General features: G+C 53.9%; 12 protein-coding genes. 2 read left to right on the forward strand and 10 right to left on the reverse strand.

Annotation, left to right across the window (positions count from 1 at the left end):
- Positions 1-322: 322 nt before the first annotated feature.
- The 3 genes from YERSI8AC_RS20560 to YERSI8AC_RS20570 form a co-directional block, all read right to left on the reverse strand.
- Positions 323-5,242, reverse strand: a complete 4,920-nt coding sequence (locus YERSI8AC_RS20560) for a DNA repair ATPase (protein WP_236557369.1) — start codon at positions 5,240-5,242, stop codon at positions 323-325.
- Between the two features lie 161 nt (positions 5,243-5,403).
- Positions 5,404-7,341 carry a hypothetical protein gene (locus tag YERSI8AC_RS20565; protein WP_159177424.1) on the reverse strand — a complete coding sequence of 646 codons (1,938 nt, stop codon included), beginning with the start codon at positions 7,339-7,341 and terminating at the stop codon, positions 5,404-5,406.
- A gap of 23 nt (positions 7,342-7,364) precedes the next feature.
- Positions 7,365-7,997 carry a hypothetical protein gene (locus tag YERSI8AC_RS20570; protein WP_039857316.1) on the reverse strand — a complete coding sequence of 211 codons (633 nt, stop codon included), beginning with the start codon at positions 7,995-7,997 and terminating at the stop codon, positions 7,365-7,367.
- A 564-nt stretch (positions 7,998-8,561) separates the two neighbouring features.
- Here YERSI8AC_RS20570 and YERSI8AC_RS20575 point away from each other — a divergent pair.
- Positions 8,562-9,188 carry a LysE family translocator gene (locus YERSI8AC_RS20575; protein WP_159177425.1) on the forward strand — a complete coding sequence of 209 codons (627 nt, stop codon included), beginning with the start codon at positions 8,562-8,564 and terminating at the stop codon, positions 9,186-9,188.
- Here the strand turns inward: YERSI8AC_RS20575 and YERSI8AC_RS20580 are convergent.
- Complete coding sequence (locus YERSI8AC_RS20580) at positions 9,171-10,133, reverse strand: nucleoside recognition domain-containing protein (RefSeq protein ID WP_159177426.1); 963 nt, start codon at positions 10,131-10,133, stop codon at positions 9,171-9,173. The genes YERSI8AC_RS20575 and YERSI8AC_RS20580 overlap by 18 nt on opposite strands.
- A 125-nt stretch (positions 10,134-10,258) precedes the next feature.
- Between YERSI8AC_RS20580 and YERSI8AC_RS20585 the strand changes: the two genes are divergently transcribed.
- Positions 10,259-10,729: an Lrp/AsnC family transcriptional regulator gene (locus YERSI8AC_RS20585; RefSeq protein WP_159177427.1), complete on the forward strand. Its 471-nt coding sequence runs from the start codon at positions 10,259-10,261 to the stop codon at positions 10,727-10,729.
- Between the two features lie 6 nt (positions 10,730-10,735).
- On the opposite strand, the gene YERSI8AC_RS20590 is transcribed toward YERSI8AC_RS20585, so the two are convergent.
- From YERSI8AC_RS20590 to YERSI8AC_RS20615, 6 genes are all read right to left on the reverse strand, one after another.
- Entirely contained in the window at positions 10,736-11,191 is a 456-nt protein-coding gene (locus YERSI8AC_RS20590) for a nucleotide triphosphate diphosphatase NUDT15 (RefSeq protein ID WP_159177428.1), read from the reverse strand.
- Positions 11,192-11,240: 49 nt separating this feature from the next.
- Positions 11,241-11,987, reverse strand: a complete 747-nt coding sequence (locus YERSI8AC_RS20595) for a GntR family transcriptional regulator (protein WP_190374535.1) — start codon at positions 11,985-11,987, stop codon at positions 11,241-11,243.
- 282 nt (positions 11,988-12,269) lie between these two features.
- Complete coding sequence (locus YERSI8AC_RS20600; protein WP_159177429.1) at positions 12,270-12,875, reverse strand: flavin reductase family protein; 606 nt, start codon at positions 12,873-12,875, stop codon at positions 12,270-12,272.
- 60 nt (positions 12,876-12,935) lie between these two features.
- On the reverse strand, positions 12,936-14,522 hold the full coding sequence (locus YERSI8AC_RS20605; RefSeq protein ID WP_159177430.1) for a DUF6351 family protein: 1,587 nt from the start codon (positions 14,520-14,522) through the stop codon (positions 12,936-12,938).
- Between the two features lie 84 nt (positions 14,523-14,606).
- The gene (locus tag YERSI8AC_RS20610; protein ID WP_159177431.1) at positions 14,607-15,215 is read right to left on the reverse strand and encodes a carboxymuconolactone decarboxylase family protein; all 609 of its coding nucleotides are present in this window, start codon (positions 15,213-15,215) and stop codon (positions 14,607-14,609) included.
- Positions 15,212-16,405, reverse strand: coding sequence for a CaiB/BaiF CoA transferase family protein (locus tag YERSI8AC_RS20615; protein WP_159177432.1), 1,194 nt, complete (start codon positions 16,403-16,405; stop codon positions 15,212-15,214). The genes YERSI8AC_RS20610 and YERSI8AC_RS20615 overlap by 4 nt, the downstream gene beginning before the upstream one ends.
- Positions 16,406-16,415: the final 10 nt, after the last annotated feature.

Below are 16,415 nucleotides of genomic sequence, written 5' to 3' on the forward strand. Positions count from 1 at the left end.
ATAGCCTGAAAAAGCCAATGCATCGACTGATGATACACACCAGAACCGCCGGAACTCCGAAGACAAACAAAGATGCAAACAGCCATCCTAGAAATACAGAAGCGATGGCCTCGTGCTGGTAATCGCAGGAAGACATGTCGGTTGTGTACGCGCAGAACTCTCCTTGAGTATTATGATCAAGTGCTACGTAAACCATCAGTGATGCAATGATCAAGGCAAGAGCAATCGAAATCAGTAGGTATATCGCTTTGATCCGTTTTTTATTCACCTCCACCTTCCCATATATTGATAGATAAACGTGGAAGCGATTCGTCAGGCAACATTAACTATCCTCCGTTCTTACCTTCCCCCATTGACCAACCCCCTCCGCAATTAAGCTTAATTGACGCACCACTAGGGCACCGGTCTCTTCATTACCCCCAGTTAGTTGCCGACGTTGGAACTCACGCTTGATATCTTCCCAGCGCTGTTTTTCTTCCTCGCTCAAGGTGCCTCTAAGCTCTTTCAGCTTGAGTAGATTCTCTTCGGCGCCCTGGGTTAACAGTTGCGCTTCGCCGACGTAGTGGTCATCAATGATCGCTTCAAGTTCGTCGTCGCTGAGGATCGGTGACATCTTCTCCGCCAACCGATTCATATTGCGGTAGCTGCCCTGTAGGCGGAATGGCGGCTCGGTGCGGTACTCATCTGCCTGGGCGCTGGAGGCGATATACTGCTGATTGACGCGTAGCACCACTTCTCGGGCTTTAAACATATTCTTCAGCACCGCCACGATCTCTTCACGCTCTGCGGCGCTATAGTCGTGTTCAAACTCGGTGCTTGGCACCTCGCGGCCCATGGCGATATCAACAAAGCGGTAGAAATCGTCCATGCCCCGCGTGGCTAAAGAGGCAAGCACGGTATTGGTACTCATGGCGTTCTCGATGTAGGAGAGCGCAAACACCTCTTCCATGCCGCTTAATACATCGCCCAGGTTATAAACATCGGCGCGGTTGGCCAGCATATCGGGCACTTTGAACACGTCGCCGCTTTCGGTGTAGGGGTTACCCGCCATGGCGATACAGAAGCGCTTACCGCGCATATCGTAGGTCTTGGTACGTCCATTCCAGATGCCGTCAACCCGACGACTGCCGTCACATAACGAGATAAACTTCTGCAAAAACTCCGGGTGAGTATGCTGAATATCATCCAGATAGAGCATCACGTTGTTGCCCATCTCAAAGGCGAGGTTGAGCTTGGTCAGCTCGGCCCGGGCAGTGGAGTGCGTAGCCGCGTCAGGATCCAGGGAGGTCACATCATGGCCAAGGCTGGGGCAATTAATCTTCATAAAGATCAGTCCCAGGCGGTTCGCCACATACTCCATAAGTGTGGTTTTACCGTAGCCGGGCGGGGAGATCATCATCAGCAAACCGCTATTATCCGTTCGCCGCGTATCACCTACCGTGCCCATCTGCTTAGCCAGGTTATCGCCAATAATGGGTAGGTAGCTTTCGGTAATCAGCTTATTGCGCACGAAGGAGTTGAGCGGTTTAGGTAGGTACTCTTCAAGCCGCAACCGCTCCCGCTGCTCACGTAAAATCAGCTGGCGACGCTCTTGTAACGCCGTCCAGTTGCTTATAACAACCTGCTCGTGGTGGCGCAGTCGCTCCTGAAAGTCATCGAGCTGAAGCGTGAGCTCCTGCTGCTCAAGCCGTCCGTGCTGGCCCAGCAAGCCGGTAATGGTGAAGGCTAGTTCAACATTATGGGGCGCGGTGGCTAACCGGTCAGCCGTATTGAGCATGGCAATCGCTTCAGGCAGGTAGTGCAGCAAAGCCTCTTGCTTGGCTTGCCCCGCGTGAGCCTGGAGCCAGTGGGAAGTGATCACCCAGCGGGCACCGGGGTTACCCGCCACCACGGCCAGGGCCTCTTGGAAATGTGCGTAGTGCCCCTGCTGCTGCATGGAGGTGGTAAAGCTTTCCACCAGGCTGGCGGCGTACTGAGTGACCGGAAAACGCTCCCCCTCTTCCGCTAGTTGGCGCACCAGAAAGTCCGTGGCACTGCTTATCTCACTCACCGAGCAGTTGATCTGCTGGGCCGCTACAAAAGCGTTAAGCTGCGGCTGCACTTCCTGAATCAAAGCCCGTAGCAGATCCTCGTTATTCATAATGCGGCACAGAATGCCTGCCGAAAGACAGCGAGCGCGCAGGTTACGGGTCGCCTCTTCATCATGAATACGATCGGCCCAGAACAGCATTGCCAATGCCCGCGGCAGTGGCCCAAACCCTAGCAAGCCAGCACTTTGGCGGGCTGGCCACAAGGTGCGTACGATTAACGCAGCATCGTGATCGTGGATACCTTTTTCGTAGCTTTCGCGGTAGCGCGGCGAGGCAAAATTGGCAATCTGACGCTGCAACTCGCTGAAATCTTCCACATTAATCGGCTTAGCACCGGGCTGCGCCAACTCGTCCATAAAGCGATAAGCAAGATACTCGGCGCGATAGACCGCGGGGCTTTCAGAAGGCAGCAGCATACTCCAGTAGTCTTGCAGCTCGGTCAGCCGCTCATCTTCCAGCGGCTCGTAATACTGGGTGCCCGTCAGATGCAGCATGATGCGCTCTTGGCGAGGCACCAGGGTTAAATCAAGATGCTGCTGGTTGACGCTGAAGCGGTGGCGCGGCCCTAAGCGAATAACATCACCACCGGATTCATAAATATCGGAACGGTCGCGCACGCTACGCATGGCGGCGTCTTGGGAGGAGCGCAGGCGTCCGGCGATATCGTCCGCCTCAAGATTGCCGCCCATATTGCGCAGCTCATCGATCATGCTGCGCACTTTGCCGACCATGGCATCCGCCGCGAAGAAGCTATGCAGCTCTTCGAGGGTTTCAAAGCGTTCCGTACGGCGCTCCACGTTGGTCAAAATCCGCTGACTGGCGTCCGTTAGAGTAGAGACGCGACGTTGACGCTCATCCTGCAGCTGCTGGCGGCGTGCTTCGATGCTCTCGTGGGCACTTTCACGCTGCTCAAGAATGGTGGTTAAAAATTCATCAAATTCGCCGAACTGACTCTCCAACTCCTGGAGTTGGTCAAGGATTCGCGTCATCAACTGGTCGCAGTCATCGGGTTCCCGCAGTGCACCAACACCATTAGCCAGGCTCTGCTCAAACAGGCGAATCTGGGCTGCAAACTGTGCCTGAGCCTCTGCGCTCCCCTGCTCTCTTAAACGGATCTCCGCTTCGGAGCGCTGCTGATTAATCGAGGCGTAGATGCTGGAGATGTTCTCGGTAATCCGCGTATGCTCAATAGCATCGCCGCCAGACATCGACGACAGCAACCCTTGAATCATATCCAGGCCCGCGGTTAATTCGCGATAACGCTCCACGTACTCCGCCAACTGCTGGCGATTCTCTGCCTCACCCACCTGCTCTTTCAACGTCGCCAGGGTTTCCCGGTAGCCATCCAGAGCTTCTGGCTGAGCAAGAAAGCTAAAGGTCTGCTGGGTCAGCGATTGTTCCGCTTTATCCAGCGCTTGCTCTAAGGTTTGCAGGCGCTCTTCATCCAGGTAGCGGCGCTCACGCAGCGCCATCAGTCGGCCACGATGGTCGCGTAAGTGCTTCAGGTAGGTGACGAATAGGTCGGGAGTTTTCCAACTGCTGGGCTTTAGCTCCCGCAGCAGCGTCGCCTGCTGTTTTTCAACCTCATCTAGCGCCTGGGCTGTCTGGGCACGAATCGCCTGGACTTTCTCATACTCATCGAGCATCAGTTCAGCGGTGTGCTTTAGCTGTTCAAGCGCGGCGTGAATGGTTTTAAAGTCAGCTTCACCAATCCAGTGGAACTGGTTCAGCGTGCGGTCGACCCGCCGGATGATGGCGTTAAAGTGCCGCTCTGACGCCTGCTGCTCGTTAGCGAGCTGCACGATGCTATTGAGCTCGGCAATGCCGCGTACCAGATCAGGGTTGCCAATTCGGCCTAGAGGCGTGTCGTTACGCACCGCATCCTGGGCATGGAAGCGCTCCGACATAAAGGGCGTGGCCCATACCTGGATAGGGTGTACCAGCGTAGGCTCGTCTTCAGCGTAAAAAATCGCCAGATGGCCGTTTTCAAGTATCGCCGCCCCGTGCCCCACCATGGGGGTATCGACCTGCTTGCGGATCAAGTTGTAGCGATAAAGCACCACCTGCCCGGTTTGCGGCGCGTAGAAAGTGTAGAGAACATCTTCGCCGTTTGGCGAGCGCACCATACGTTTGAAGCGCAGGTCTTCCTCGGGTACTTCGTAGGTGGTCAACTCACCCGTATTTAAGTAGTAGCCTGAGGGAAAAATCAGGCCGTGGTTTTCCGGCAGCTCAACGACGGAGCCCGCCATGGCATCGACACGTTTAACGTGCTGCTCAGCACGGTTGAAAAGGTAGTAGCGCCACTGTTGCTCATTGAAGGGCAAAATACGAATCAGCACCACCGCACCAAGATCAGCATATTCAAAGCTGGCATCGTCCAGCGACTGGGAGTCTGACTCCACCGGGTCGCTAAAGACACCCTCGCCGCTACTGGTGTTGTTCTCGATCTTGAAGGTAATGTGTCCGCGCAGGTTATCCACGAAGACGGTATCAAGGATATTCAGATGGGGTGCGCGACCCTGCTCTTGCATATCCCGGCCTGCTGTCTGCCAGGGGAAGGCGAAGCGGTCGGGGAACACCAAGTCGCGCTCGCCGCGGTTATCGATATAGCGGCTCACCTCGCCGCTGGCGGCTAACTCCCAACGGAAGACACGCAGATCGCTAAGTTTTTCACCTATTTGAAAAGCGATCAGCAGCTTGTTGTTCAGGGTGACCAGTTGAACCAGCGTAGCGTGACTGTAGTATTTCTGGAGTTCTTTGAAATCCTGAACAAAGCGGCTCTCGGTGAGAAAGCTATCCGCCATCGGCGCTTCGCTTAACTCAAGCCCCTCTTCGTCGTCTTTTAGGTGATAAAGCGCAAAGATATCGCTCGCCTCAAGCTCTTTGCGCAATCCCAATTGCACGTTAAAGCCAAACAGGATTTGCTCGCCAATGCGCACCATATCGCGGGCAATGGCGTTATTTTCGGTACGTACCCGGGCCCGGCCCAACAGCGCCATGCTACTGCTACCGAAAACGTCAGCGCGGGCGTCATTCAGTTTACCGATCGAATCGCCCAGTTCGCCGCCCTGGGTTCTCAAGCGCCGCTTTATTGTCTCGAATGCGGTGCTTTCTCTGACGATGTTTTCAACCGAAGAGTGCTCCTTCGACATAGTAGTCATCCTGAAAAAGTGCTCACTAGAAATAGCAAAGACCGCAATGGGGTGACGATTGCGGTCTTGGAAAGGTATCACCGGCCGCTTGGAACGACGTAGGCCGAGACTCTCTGCATAGGAGGTAAAGCGACTCTCTGCATAGAGAGTCACCCTACCCTTTAGGCAGATTCGGAGGCTTTACCTGCGTCAGCGTTCAAGGCACGATTTGCCAAGCCCGCCAGGGTGGCTTGCAGCGCTGGCGACTTATCAAGCACGCCCTGTACTGCTTTACCGTAGCCTAGGCCAGCGGTGAGTTTTTCAAACACATCGCTGTCGCCACCAATCAGTTCAAACTTGGCATTGTGCATCGCGGCAGCCATTACTTTGCCATTTTCGAGCATACCGATGCGCTGAGCTTCGATTTGCGCCATGACTTCTTTTTCGTGAACCTCCAGGTTCATACGGAACTCTTCGAAGTGGCGAGCCTCTTCGGACATATTGTCGTAAGCGCGCAGCTTCTCGACCAAGCCATTCGCTTCGGCTTTGGCCATTGCTTCTCTGGACTGTGCTTTCGCAGTGCCCAGTTTTTCCTCGCCCATGGCCTCGGCTTCAAGGCGCTGTTCAAGAATACGCACCTCCGCCAGCCCGGCATCTTCGTCAGCTTTCGCATTGGCCGTTTTAACCTCGGCAAGGGCAAAGCCTTCACTGCGCTGGGCGTGAGCACGCGCTTCCAGCACTTGCGCTTCGGCCAACCCGTCTGCGGCGGCAAGCGCCTGTTGGCCACGCGCCTGCTTCTCTTCTGCGGCGGATTTCTTCTCTGCCACATCCAGATCGGCTTGGGCGCGAATAACCGCTTCCTCCGCTTCCAGCTTGGAGCGCTCGAAGACTGCTTCCGCGGCGCGCACCTCTTTGAGCTTGCGCTCTTCCGCTTCGGCTTGAGCAGCGGTCAAGCGAGTGACCTTCTGGCGCTCCGCCTCGGCGCGGTTGCGCACATCGTTAATATTCTCTTCTTCTTCGGCCACGCTGCGCTCAACCGCAATACGCTGGCTGGTAATGTCGGCAATCTCTTTGCGCTCTTCTTCCAGCGCTTTCTCCATACCGATTCGTTCAATTTCTACCGCACGCTCACGGGTTACATCCTCAAGCTCTTTTGCCTGACGAATGCGCACCTCTTCGATCTGTACCGCACGTTCGCGGGCCTTGGTGGCCATTTCGATCTGGCGCTGCTTGTTCTCTTCAGCAATCGCCAGCTCTTCGTCGGTTTTAATCCGCGCGGCTTCGCTTTTCGCACGTTCTTGCTGAAGCACCTGCTCGGCTTCGGACTGCTCACGAGACTGCAAGCTTTCGATTTCACGACGCTGACGCGCCTCGGCATCGGCCTGAGTTCGCTCAAGTTCTAACGCTGCTTCGCGTGCGGATACATTCTTGCGCTGAATTTCCAGCTCTTGGTCGCGCTCCAGGCGGTTGGTCTCAACATTGTGCCGGGCGGTAATCTCGGTGATACATTTGATACCTTCTGAATCCAGGATGTTGTTCGGATCCAAAGAGCTTTTCGGCGTCTGCTCTAAATAATCAATCGCAACGTCTTCGAGAATATAGCCATTAAGATCCTGACCAATGGTCTCAACAATGGCGTCGCGGAACTGCTGGCGCTCTTCGAAGAGCTGCATAAAGTCCATCTTTTTACCGACGGTCTTCAATGCTTCGCTGAACTTGGCGTTAAACAACTCATTAACGGCATCGCGATCGGACGCACGACCAACACCTACGGATTTAGCAACGCGCAAGACGTCTTCGGCAGTGGCATTGACGCGTAGGTAGAATGCTACGCTAATATCGGCACGCAAATTATCGCGGCAAATCAGCCCCTCTTTCCCGGTACGATTGAGCTCCAGGGTGATCACCGACACCTTCATGGTTTCGGAACGGTGAACAACGGGCAGCACCATGGCGCCAGTAAAATAAACCTTAGGAGTCGTGGAGAGGTCATTGACGATTAACGCCTGACCTTGATCTATTTTTCGATAAAAGGCTTTAAACAGTGCCAGTATTGCAAGCAGTGCAATAACAATCACACTGACACTAACCAGTAGTGGCATGATCCACGACAAATCCATCTTTATCTCCTGCACCAAGGCAATTAATCGGCTAAGCCGGCTTCAAAATCTTTTTCAGATACCACCCAGTACGCATCTTCAGTAAACAGGTACTGAATAATGATGGCGCGCTCACCACGCACCAGCGCTGAGTCGCTTCGCACTTGCAAAATAAGATGGTCACCATCGATATGCGCATCGGCGCGGCCTTTCTCTTTTGTCACCTCTGCCGAGCGAACCGTGCATTGCTTACCTGTCAAACGCTGTTCAATAGGCAGGTGCTGAGCGGGGCGAAAAAGTGGCCGCATAGGGCGAATCAGCAAGGACGTGATAATAGTGGCGACAACAAACCCTAATATCAGCACGACGCCATTAAACACCCACAGCAACAGGCCTGGGTTTAGGTGTGTTCCTAACAACAACATTGCGAAATAGCTAAACAGCCAGCCGGTTAATGCCAGCAGCGTAATCACTAGCGGCAGGGGAACGCCGTGCAAGCCCAGCGTTGCCAGTAAACCACCCAGCGCCAGCGAACCGCCTTCGCCAACATCACCCTCGACTACGTCGCTATCGACCAATCCCGATAGCGAAACTAACCAGTAAAGAACGGCGACACTTAGCAGTACTGTAAAGATGACGGTAGGAAAGCTGGTAATAATCGAAATAAATAAAGGCATGCGCCTGAAACCCAGTAAGGCTAAACACAAGCGCCATCAATACTGAATGCCGCCATGAGGGATCGCCCTTTTTCATCTTGTTGAGAAAGGGCTCTTCTATAAAAAGTCGTATTAAGTCGATGCCATTTATTGCTTAGGACTTTAACCCTGATAGCAACGCCGGGAAAAACTACAGCATCTCCTAGCAAAATCAATTCAGTCATCGATTTTTAAGAGATATCTTACAAACCCAATAGCGAATGTCTTACAAAATCCGGTATTTTGGGCAGAATTGCCTAAGATCGCTGACCGCCCTTTTGGTCGCCAGCAAAGTTTAGCTGTCACAGTACGCACGCACACTGAACGGGGAGTCTCTGTCAAAAGAGATATTAGAGGCTTGCTGAGAGTTTGAGTCGCCGCCCCGACCACTTCCTGACCCGGAAACCGAAAGGACAAGTCCTATATTGCGCGAAACACATTCATTTTATTCGCCACACCTTAAATACGCTTTTTAGTCGTCTACACGGGTGTTATCCATTAGGATTAATGCGATGAGTCACTTCAACCCCGTCAGGAGATGCGCCCATGCTGCTTTCCACTTGGTTGCTTTTTGTTGCCGTGGCACTGGTCAGCATTGCCAGCCCCGGGCCCGCTTTTCTAGTCGCGGTGCGCAATGGCATGGCAGGAGGAGCCAAGCGCGTGGCGCTTTCGTCGCTGGGGAATATCACTGGCCTACTCATACTGGCCAGTGCAGCAGTCTTGGGGCTGGGGGTGGTGTTGAACGCCTCGGAAGTGCTGTTCAACCTGCTTAAACTGGGCGGCGCAGCCTACTTGATCTACCTGGGCATTCGTCAGTGGCGGAGCAAAACCTCCCTTGCGGTCTCAACCAGCCCGGCAAACCCCACTCCCAGATGGCGCACTGTCAGTGAAGGTGTACTGGTCGCCATGAGCAACCCTAAGGCGATCCTGTTCTTCACTGCCCTGTTTCCACAGTTTTTGGATACGCAGCGCGCCTTGCTTCCTCAGTTCTCCATCATGGTAGGTACCTTCATGGCACTCTCCTTTGTCACCTTGATGACCTACGGCACCCTTGCCAAGCATCTCGCCCGCTGGCTGAGCAGTCGCTCGCGGGTGACATGGGTCAATCGCCTGATGGGTAGTGCTTTTATCGGATTGGGCCTATCCATTTTACGCTTACGGCAGCCGGTGTAGCGCCCTATTGATTGTGGTTGCGGGCCAACGGGCAATCATAGCGGTGACAATAACAGCAAAGAGTAGCCGTGCCCATAAAATGCCCGCTATATCGGCCCCGAGCATCAAGATCAGCAGCGTGTCTTCTATAACGCTATGGCAGAGGCCGAGAAAGCATAGTGCAAGCGTGCTATCGCGCTTGCTGAGGACGCCATTTTGCACATCCCGAATCAGCAGCCCTGCGCCATAGCTTAATCCCAACGTAAAACCAATCACCGTTACATTCGCTGCCGAACGGCCAATACCTAATAGCTTGAGTAGCGGTAGCAAGCCAAGATGAATCCAGCGCTCCAGGCCGAGCTTTTTCAGAAGTTTTAGGAGCACAATCAGCGTTAAAATAATCACAAAGATAAGCGCTAGCGTTTCAAGCTGTGCAATAGCCCAACTGCTTAGCGTTGGCGCTGTCGACAAGCTTGGTTGCCATACCAATGCTACTGGCGCTTGCAACAAACCAAAATACGAATAGAAGCAGTGCAAGAGCCAAGCAAGCAGCAAAGCCCCACCTACGCGCAGGACTAACGTAGCCCACCAAGGTACGCCAGCGCGCTTGGCAACGGCCCCCTCAACAGGAATTGAGTGCCCTACCAGCATTAATGCACCCAGCACTGTCACTTGCTCGGCACTCAAGTGCATATCACCAGCTACTTGAAGAAATACCGCAATGGCGGTGTACAAGTTGGTAAAGAGCGCCGCCGCCCACACAACGCCCAACTGCTCGGGCAAACCGAGTATGCTCATTAAGGGAGCTAATACCTTTCCCAGCCAGCCGATAACACCCAAGAGCTCTAATGCTTTGACGATAAGCAATGCTGGAATCAGGATTTTGAGCAGCGTCAGGTACACGCGCAGCGCGTCTTGTAATAGGTGAGTTACCCAAGCCCATAGATGATGAATTTTTATCTGCATCAAGCCCCCGTTGCCATCATTTGAACAACGGTTATGATAATGGGGCAGATGCAGAATATTCTTTTCAATTCCGCACTAACAATCACTATTCGTTCTTTATGAGCTCAGAAAGGACATTTTATTTCATGGACGCCATTGATCGACGAATCCTTGACCAGCTTCAGCGTAACTCCAGCCTGACCAACCAGGCGCTAGCGGATGCGATAGGGCTTTCGCCCTCGGCCTGTTTAAAGCGCGTTAATCGATTACGCGACGCTGGAATCATTGAACGGGAGGTAGCACTACTCAACCCTGACGCCTTGGGGCAGTGCTTGCACATGGTGGTAGAAGTCACCATGGAGAGGGATAACAAATCACTCTACCAGCGTTTTTTAACAACAGCGCTGAGCGCCCCTGAAGTGAAGCAGTGCTATCAGGTAACCGGCGAGTGTGATTTTGTATTGATAGTGACAGTCGCTGATTTAGATGAGTACGACAGCTTTTGTGATCGCGTGCTCTATGGCGATGATAATCTGCGCAAGTTCCGCACGCTACTGTCGCGTAAGCGGCATAAGTTTGATACGTCTGTGCCGATGGAAAGCTTGCGCTCTACATAGCAAAACTCACTCTGCTTGAGCGATAGGATATGTCTCCCAGCCGCTTGGCGACTCATCGCCAAGCCAATATGACAATACCGCCTGACTTGCCGCGAATAACGGCGAGGGAAGAGCGCCGGAGCTAAACCAGCGCCATTGAGTAAACACCTCTGGCTCAAGCAATGCTGCTTCGGCATCCTGCTTCACCGTAACTAACACTGCACCGGTAACTGTAGAGACTGAGCTACTCAGGTGTTGGGTTATCGCCAGTATCTTCACACGTTGCAGCTCGGAAATCCCCGTTTCTTCTGCAATTTCGCGAACAGCAGCCATCTCAAATGACTCCCCCGCATCAACATGGCCACCTGGTAAGCACCAGCTTGGCGATTCACCGGGCTTATCGCGGTACCCAAGCAGTACTGATCCGTCAGGCCGGACAAGAATAGCGCCAACACCGATAATAGGCTGTCCTATACTGTCCATCATTCGCTCCTTTTCAGATTAGCGAGGCCACTTTCTTGATGTTGTTTTTTTATTTGAGTAATTTCATATCAATACGCACCTTATCTCCACGATAAAGTCCATTAGCCACCAAAATCAGAACACCCTGATCATCGATTGCCAAGCGCTGAACAACCGCAATAGGAGCGCCCAATGAAATCTCTAAATATGATGCTGTTTCTGGGTCCGCCTCCCCAATAGACAGAATCTGTCGTGCATCAACAATTTTTACGCCTGGCAGTTCCGATACTAAGCGCATCGCTGTCGTTGTGGTGTACCTCTCCTCTGGAATTAATGAGCGTAGCCTTTCATCGATGTAGACATCGGCAATCAAAAAGGGAGTTTCTTCCCGAGTATGCAGTCGCCTTAAGTGCCTATAAGCAGGCGCAACACTACCGTACTCAAGTAGCGATTGATCAAGCGTTGTCCCATGTTGATCAGACAAAACGGAAATTTTTGCGTTTGCACGCGACATCAACATACCGTTCCAGTCTGTCTGTACTTCACACCAAAGATCCTGCCCAGGGCGCTTGCGGACAAAAGTACCCTTGGCTCGAAAGCGCTCAATCAGCCCTTCTCTTTCCAGCTGGGTTAAAGCTTGTCGAATGGTCATATTCGCGACTTGATACTCACTGGAGAGCTCCGCAACCGTAGGAATTTGACTTCCAACTCGCCACTCGCCGGCTACAATTAGGCGTCGAAACAATCCTGCTAACTGTATATAACGAGCCACTGCACTTTTACCCAAAAGCTCAGCTGTGCTTCCAGACTTCTGCATGACAAATGTCTCCCATCAGCGTTATGAGCAAATTATCATCTATAAAGCTATTCTATAGACTCATGATCAGGATGGAAGATTATTTGATCTGGCTCTACATCATCAACCGTTAGAAAATTCAAACAAATGGTCACTCGCGATAGGCAGATCTGTTTCCGTCCATTGGCGGGCGTTTGATGGTAATAGTGGAAATATAATCTGCCACATTCAAGATAAGACTTTCATAATTGCTCATGCGTGCTCATTTAGGGTTCGCGTTTTGGATGCGCCTGATGCCGAGACTTAATCCAGTACGGGCCGCAGCATCTCAAAAGAGCGCGGTGGAACTGTATATTCGCGATAACCCATCCGGCCAAGTGGTCGTAAGAGCTCTACATCGACAAGCCCTTCACGCAGAATCGACTCGTCTATATGAATACCGATCACCTCGCCGATAACAACACGGTTGGTGCACTGCTCGCCGGTCGAGGGCGTCAAGGTAATCAGTTGTGACAGGCGACATTCGATACTCACTGGGGACTCTTTGACCCGGACGCAAGGAATGTTTCGACAGGGCTCGGCGGTGAGGCCTGAAGCTTCAAATTCATCGACCTCTGATGGGTAGGCGGCTGCACTTTGATTCATCGCCTCACGCAACGCATAGGTGGCGATGTTGATACAAAAGACGCCTGTTTTCTCAGCATTGGTCGCGCTGTCTTTGGGGCTATCGGACGAAAACATGACGAAAGGTGGCTTCGAAGAAATCGCATTGAAGCAGCTGTAGGGCGCAAGGTTGGGCGTGCCGTCCACCGATAAGGTCGAAACCCAACCAATTGGCCGAGGCACGATCAGGGCAAGCCAAGGGTTGTGGGGCAATCCGTGGGATTCGGTACGAGGGTCGTAGAACATCGTATCTATGTTCCCTTTCGCTTAGTCAGATCGGCGGCAGAACCAGCCGATCCGACCGGTTCATGTGCAGGAAAAGCTGCCTGCGCTATTAGTATTACCTGAGCCATCATAAAAGGCAGTGGTCGGATAGGGGCAGAGAGGCCGCGTTATGCTTGGCATCTCGGTGCTACTAGCCGTCAAGGTTTCGGGGGCGTCATTTTCCTCAACCCAGGCAACGATGGCGGCCAGTGCATCGAACTCATCGAGACCTGTGCCGCCCCGGCAATGCCCCATACTGGGAACCAAGAACAGCCTTGCGAAGTCTGTCGTGGCTGCGAGCCCACCCGACTCTTGCGTCAATTTATCGTAGTAGCGTGCTGTGTCGAAGGCTGATGTGGCTGGATCGCTCGCGCCATGATATATCAGGATCTTGCCTCCCCTATCGCGAAAGGCTGACAAGTCGGCAGACACGGCGTCAGCAAAGTCGGCAGAGGCCTCCATCCTCAGGGGATCGGTATCAAAGTCAAAATTCTGGATGTCAAAATCGCCATCGGCCGGCGTGATGAAGACGTGTTTAATCCCGTTGTTGCTGAGACCCGCCTTGATCGCATTGGGCTCTTTCGTTTCGGAATCACCAAGACGCCATCTGCGCCAGCCTTCATCGGCGATACCCGGGTCAAAGGGCCATGGCACGTACCACGCATGGCCTGCGCTATCGTGGGAGCCAGAATGGATGGTCTGCATCACCCGCACTTGATCCGTTGAAAGACAACTCTCGTTCTTGTCGCCGTTACATTGTAGGCGGGCAGGATCGTAGTCACACTGCCCTACGTCCGAGACCAGTCCGTCCTCGAGCCCGTCAAGCCCGTCGCAGGCTGCGAGGATGTCATCCGACAGCAGCGCAAGATTGGCGTCGCTATAAGCTCGGGCAAGAATAGGGTCGCCGTCATCATTCTCGGGCGCGATCGCCGTGAGGTTCTGGAGCCCCCAGGCTGTGTCGATATGGGATCGACTCAGACGGAAGACCGGAGCACCCGCGACAATGCCGTCGTATAGGTCCGGATAGCGCTGGCTGGCCATCATGCCTTGCCGTCCGCCGTTCGAGCAGCCGACAAGATAAGAATGATGCGGATCCTCGCCAAAATGCGCGCTGACCAGCGATTTGCCGGCCAGGGTCACATCCTCAATCGCTCGGTAACCCCAGACCTCTCGTGCTTCCGTGTCGAATCCGAAGGAACCGTCTGGATAGTCGTGGCCCGCATTGGTTGAGATAACCGCGTAACCTTCGGCCAAAGCAGGCGTGTTCCCGTCAGGCTGCCCGCTGCCGATAGCAGGGCGAACTCGCCCGTCGAGCCCCCCGCCACCTTGGAAGTAGAACCGACCGTTCCAATTATCCGGCATCCGCAGGTCAAATTTTTGGCCAAGCGGGCGGTCTCCTGCACCGAGATGAGCGTCTATAATTCCATCGACTCTGCAGTAAGCGGGTAGATCGGCATTGGTGTCATGGTCGGCTCCAGCCTCAACCCAGGTCGTCGCAACGATCTCCATCCGGTCAGTGGACTGAACAACCAAACTGGCGCAGGCATCAGAATTCGCCACTGCAATTTGCGGCAACATCGCGACACAGACGGTCGACGTCGACAGCACCCAGCGTGTCGTGCACTTCATTATGACCTCCTGCTCGCTGCTCAGAATATCGCGGTTGGCTAGATGCTCAAAGCCGCGCCTCACTGACACTGCGACTTTAAAACGTTAAACAGCTGTATCTGCTGCCGGCATTTGTGCCAGCGTCATCGGTGAGCCGGGCAGCGATGCGGTGACGCCGTCTGGTAAAGGAATGCGATGCACGTTCAGTGTCATCGCAACCATCGAGTAATAGCCAATTACTGCGGTCAACTCGACAGCCCCCACCTCTCCCCAGCGCACGACGATGGCCTGATAGACATCGTCCTCGATGTCGCCCTGCTGCAGGACTTGGCGAGAAAATTCGTAGATCTCCCGCGCCGCGTCGTCCTCGCCAAAATCGGGCAGCGAGCAGGTACGGATAGCGGCGGCAATCTCAGAGGATAAGCCCGCGCGATCTGCATCGCCGGCGTGTATCGCCCACTCCAATTCGCTGTTCCAGCGACGAGCGGTTACTAAGATGGCCAACTCGTTCAGATGCGTCGGGATCGAGGTTTCGAAACGCAGCACCTGACCCAATCGTTGCCAGCGATCTGCCAGGACTGGATTATGCAGCGCAGCTCGAAGCGGCCCGACCAGCGTACGACGCGGGCCAGAGACGATTTGTTCATAAACTTCAAGCTGAGCTTCGGTCATCGTTTCCGGTGTCGGAAAACTTATTCGTTTAGCACCGTTCATTTATTCTCCTTACCAATACCAAGCGGCTTCAGAATTTCATCATTGTGTTCGCCCAGCAGAGGTGGCGCGTTATCAAACGATAAAGGTGATGCCTTGAAACGCATGGGAGAGACCACTTGAGGCACTTTGCCAGCCAGCGGATGAGGCAAGTAGCGCAGCATCTGACGGTGCTTGATCTGTGGCTCGTCCAGCACCATCGGCACCGTATTAATGGGGCCGCAGGGAACCTTGAGCTCCTGAAACGCGGTCAGCCAATCCGCTAGATCCTTCTCGCGAAGACGCTCACTGATCAAAGGATGCAGCGCATCAAGGTTATTCACACGCTCTGCATTGGTGGCATAGCGTGGGTCTTCCGAGAGTTCGGGCTTACCGATAGCCTTGGCAAAGCGCACGAACTGCTCGTCGTTGCCAACCGCCAACACGAGATAACCATCGCGTACCGGAAATACATCCTGCGGCTGAATATTGGGATGTTTATTCCCCTTGCGGGTTGGCGTGTTGCCAGATACTAGGTGGTTCATCGCCTGGTTCGCCAGCATCGCTGTGGCGACGTCGAGCATGGCGATATCGACCTGCTCTCCTCCCCCGTTCTGACTGCGATTAGCTAGCGCTGCCAGTACCGAAATGACGCTGTACATCCCGGTCATGATGTCGACGATTGGCACACCGACTTTCTGCGGCCCCTCGCCCGGCTCACCATCCGGCACGCCGGTGACACTCATAAGCCCGCCCATCGCCTGGATCATGAAATCGTAAGCGACATCATTGGCCCTGGGGCCATCCTGGCCAAAACCGGTAATAGAGCAGTAGATCAGATCGGGGTTGACCTCGTGCAGCTGCTCAGCGCCCAAGCCATAACGCTCCAACGTTCCCACCTTGAAGTTCTCGAGTAAAATGTCCGAGGTGCGGGCGAGTTCACGAATATTTGCCTGGCCAGTCTCAGACGTGATATCCACCTCGACAGATTTTTTGCCGCGATTTACCGACAGATAGTAGCCGGACTCCTGAGTTTCTTCCCCGGACTCAGACTTCAGAAAGGGAGGGCCCCAGCGACGCGTATCATCGCCTACCCCGGCGCGCTCGACCTTGATGACTTCAGCCCCCAGGTCGGCAAGAATCTGTCCGGCCCATGGGCCTGCCATGATGCGGCTCAGATCAAGCACGCGAATATGTGAAAGCGGTCCTGACATATCGAACTCC

Origin of the sequence: Halomonas sp. 113, assembly GCF_904067645.1 — a bacterium.
GTDB lineage: Bacteria > Pseudomonadota > Gammaproteobacteria > Pseudomonadales > Halomonadaceae > Vreelandella > Vreelandella titanicae.

Bases quoted from the DNA above. Each gene is read 5' to 3' on its own strand.
- YERSI8AC_RS20560 (WP_236557369.1), bottom strand. From the start codon at position 5,242: ATGTCGAAGGAGCACTCTTCGGTTGAAAACATCGTCAGAGAAAGCACC.
- YERSI8AC_RS20565 (WP_159177424.1), bottom strand. From the start codon at position 7,341: ATGGATTTGTCGTGGATCATGCCACTACTGGTTAGTGTCAGTGTGATT.
- YERSI8AC_RS20570 (WP_039857316.1), bottom strand. From the start codon at position 7,997: ATGCCTTTATTTATTTCGATTATTACCAGCTTTCCTACCGTCATCTTT.
- YERSI8AC_RS20575 (WP_159177425.1), top strand. From the start codon at position 8,562: ATGCTGCTTTCCACTTGGTTGCTTTTTGTTGCCGTGGCACTGGTCAGC.
- YERSI8AC_RS20580 (WP_159177426.1), bottom strand. From the start codon at position 10,133: ATGCAGATAAAAATTCATCATCTATGGGCTTGGGTAACTCACCTATTA.
- YERSI8AC_RS20585 (WP_159177427.1), top strand. From the start codon at position 10,259: ATGGACGCCATTGATCGACGAATCCTTGACCAGCTTCAGCGTAACTCC.
- YERSI8AC_RS20590 (WP_159177428.1), bottom strand. From the start codon at position 11,191: ATGGACAGTATAGGACAGCCTATTATCGGTGTTGGCGCTATTCTTGTC.
- YERSI8AC_RS20595 (WP_190374535.1), bottom strand. From the start codon at position 11,987: ATGCAGAAGTCTGGAAGCACAGCTGAGCTTTTGGGTAAAAGTGCAGTG.
- YERSI8AC_RS20600 (WP_159177429.1), bottom strand. From the start codon at position 12,875: ATGTTCTACGACCCTCGTACCGAATCCCACGGATTGCCCCACAACCCT.
- YERSI8AC_RS20605 (WP_159177430.1), bottom strand. From the start codon at position 14,522: ATGAAGTGCACGACACGCTGGGTGCTGTCGACGTCGACCGTCTGTGTC.
- YERSI8AC_RS20610 (WP_159177431.1), bottom strand. From the start codon at position 15,215: ATGAACGGTGCTAAACGAATAAGTTTTCCGACACCGGAAACGATGACC.
- YERSI8AC_RS20615 (WP_159177432.1), bottom strand. From the start codon at position 16,405: ATGTCAGGACCGCTTTCACATATTCGCGTGCTTGATCTGAGCCGCATC.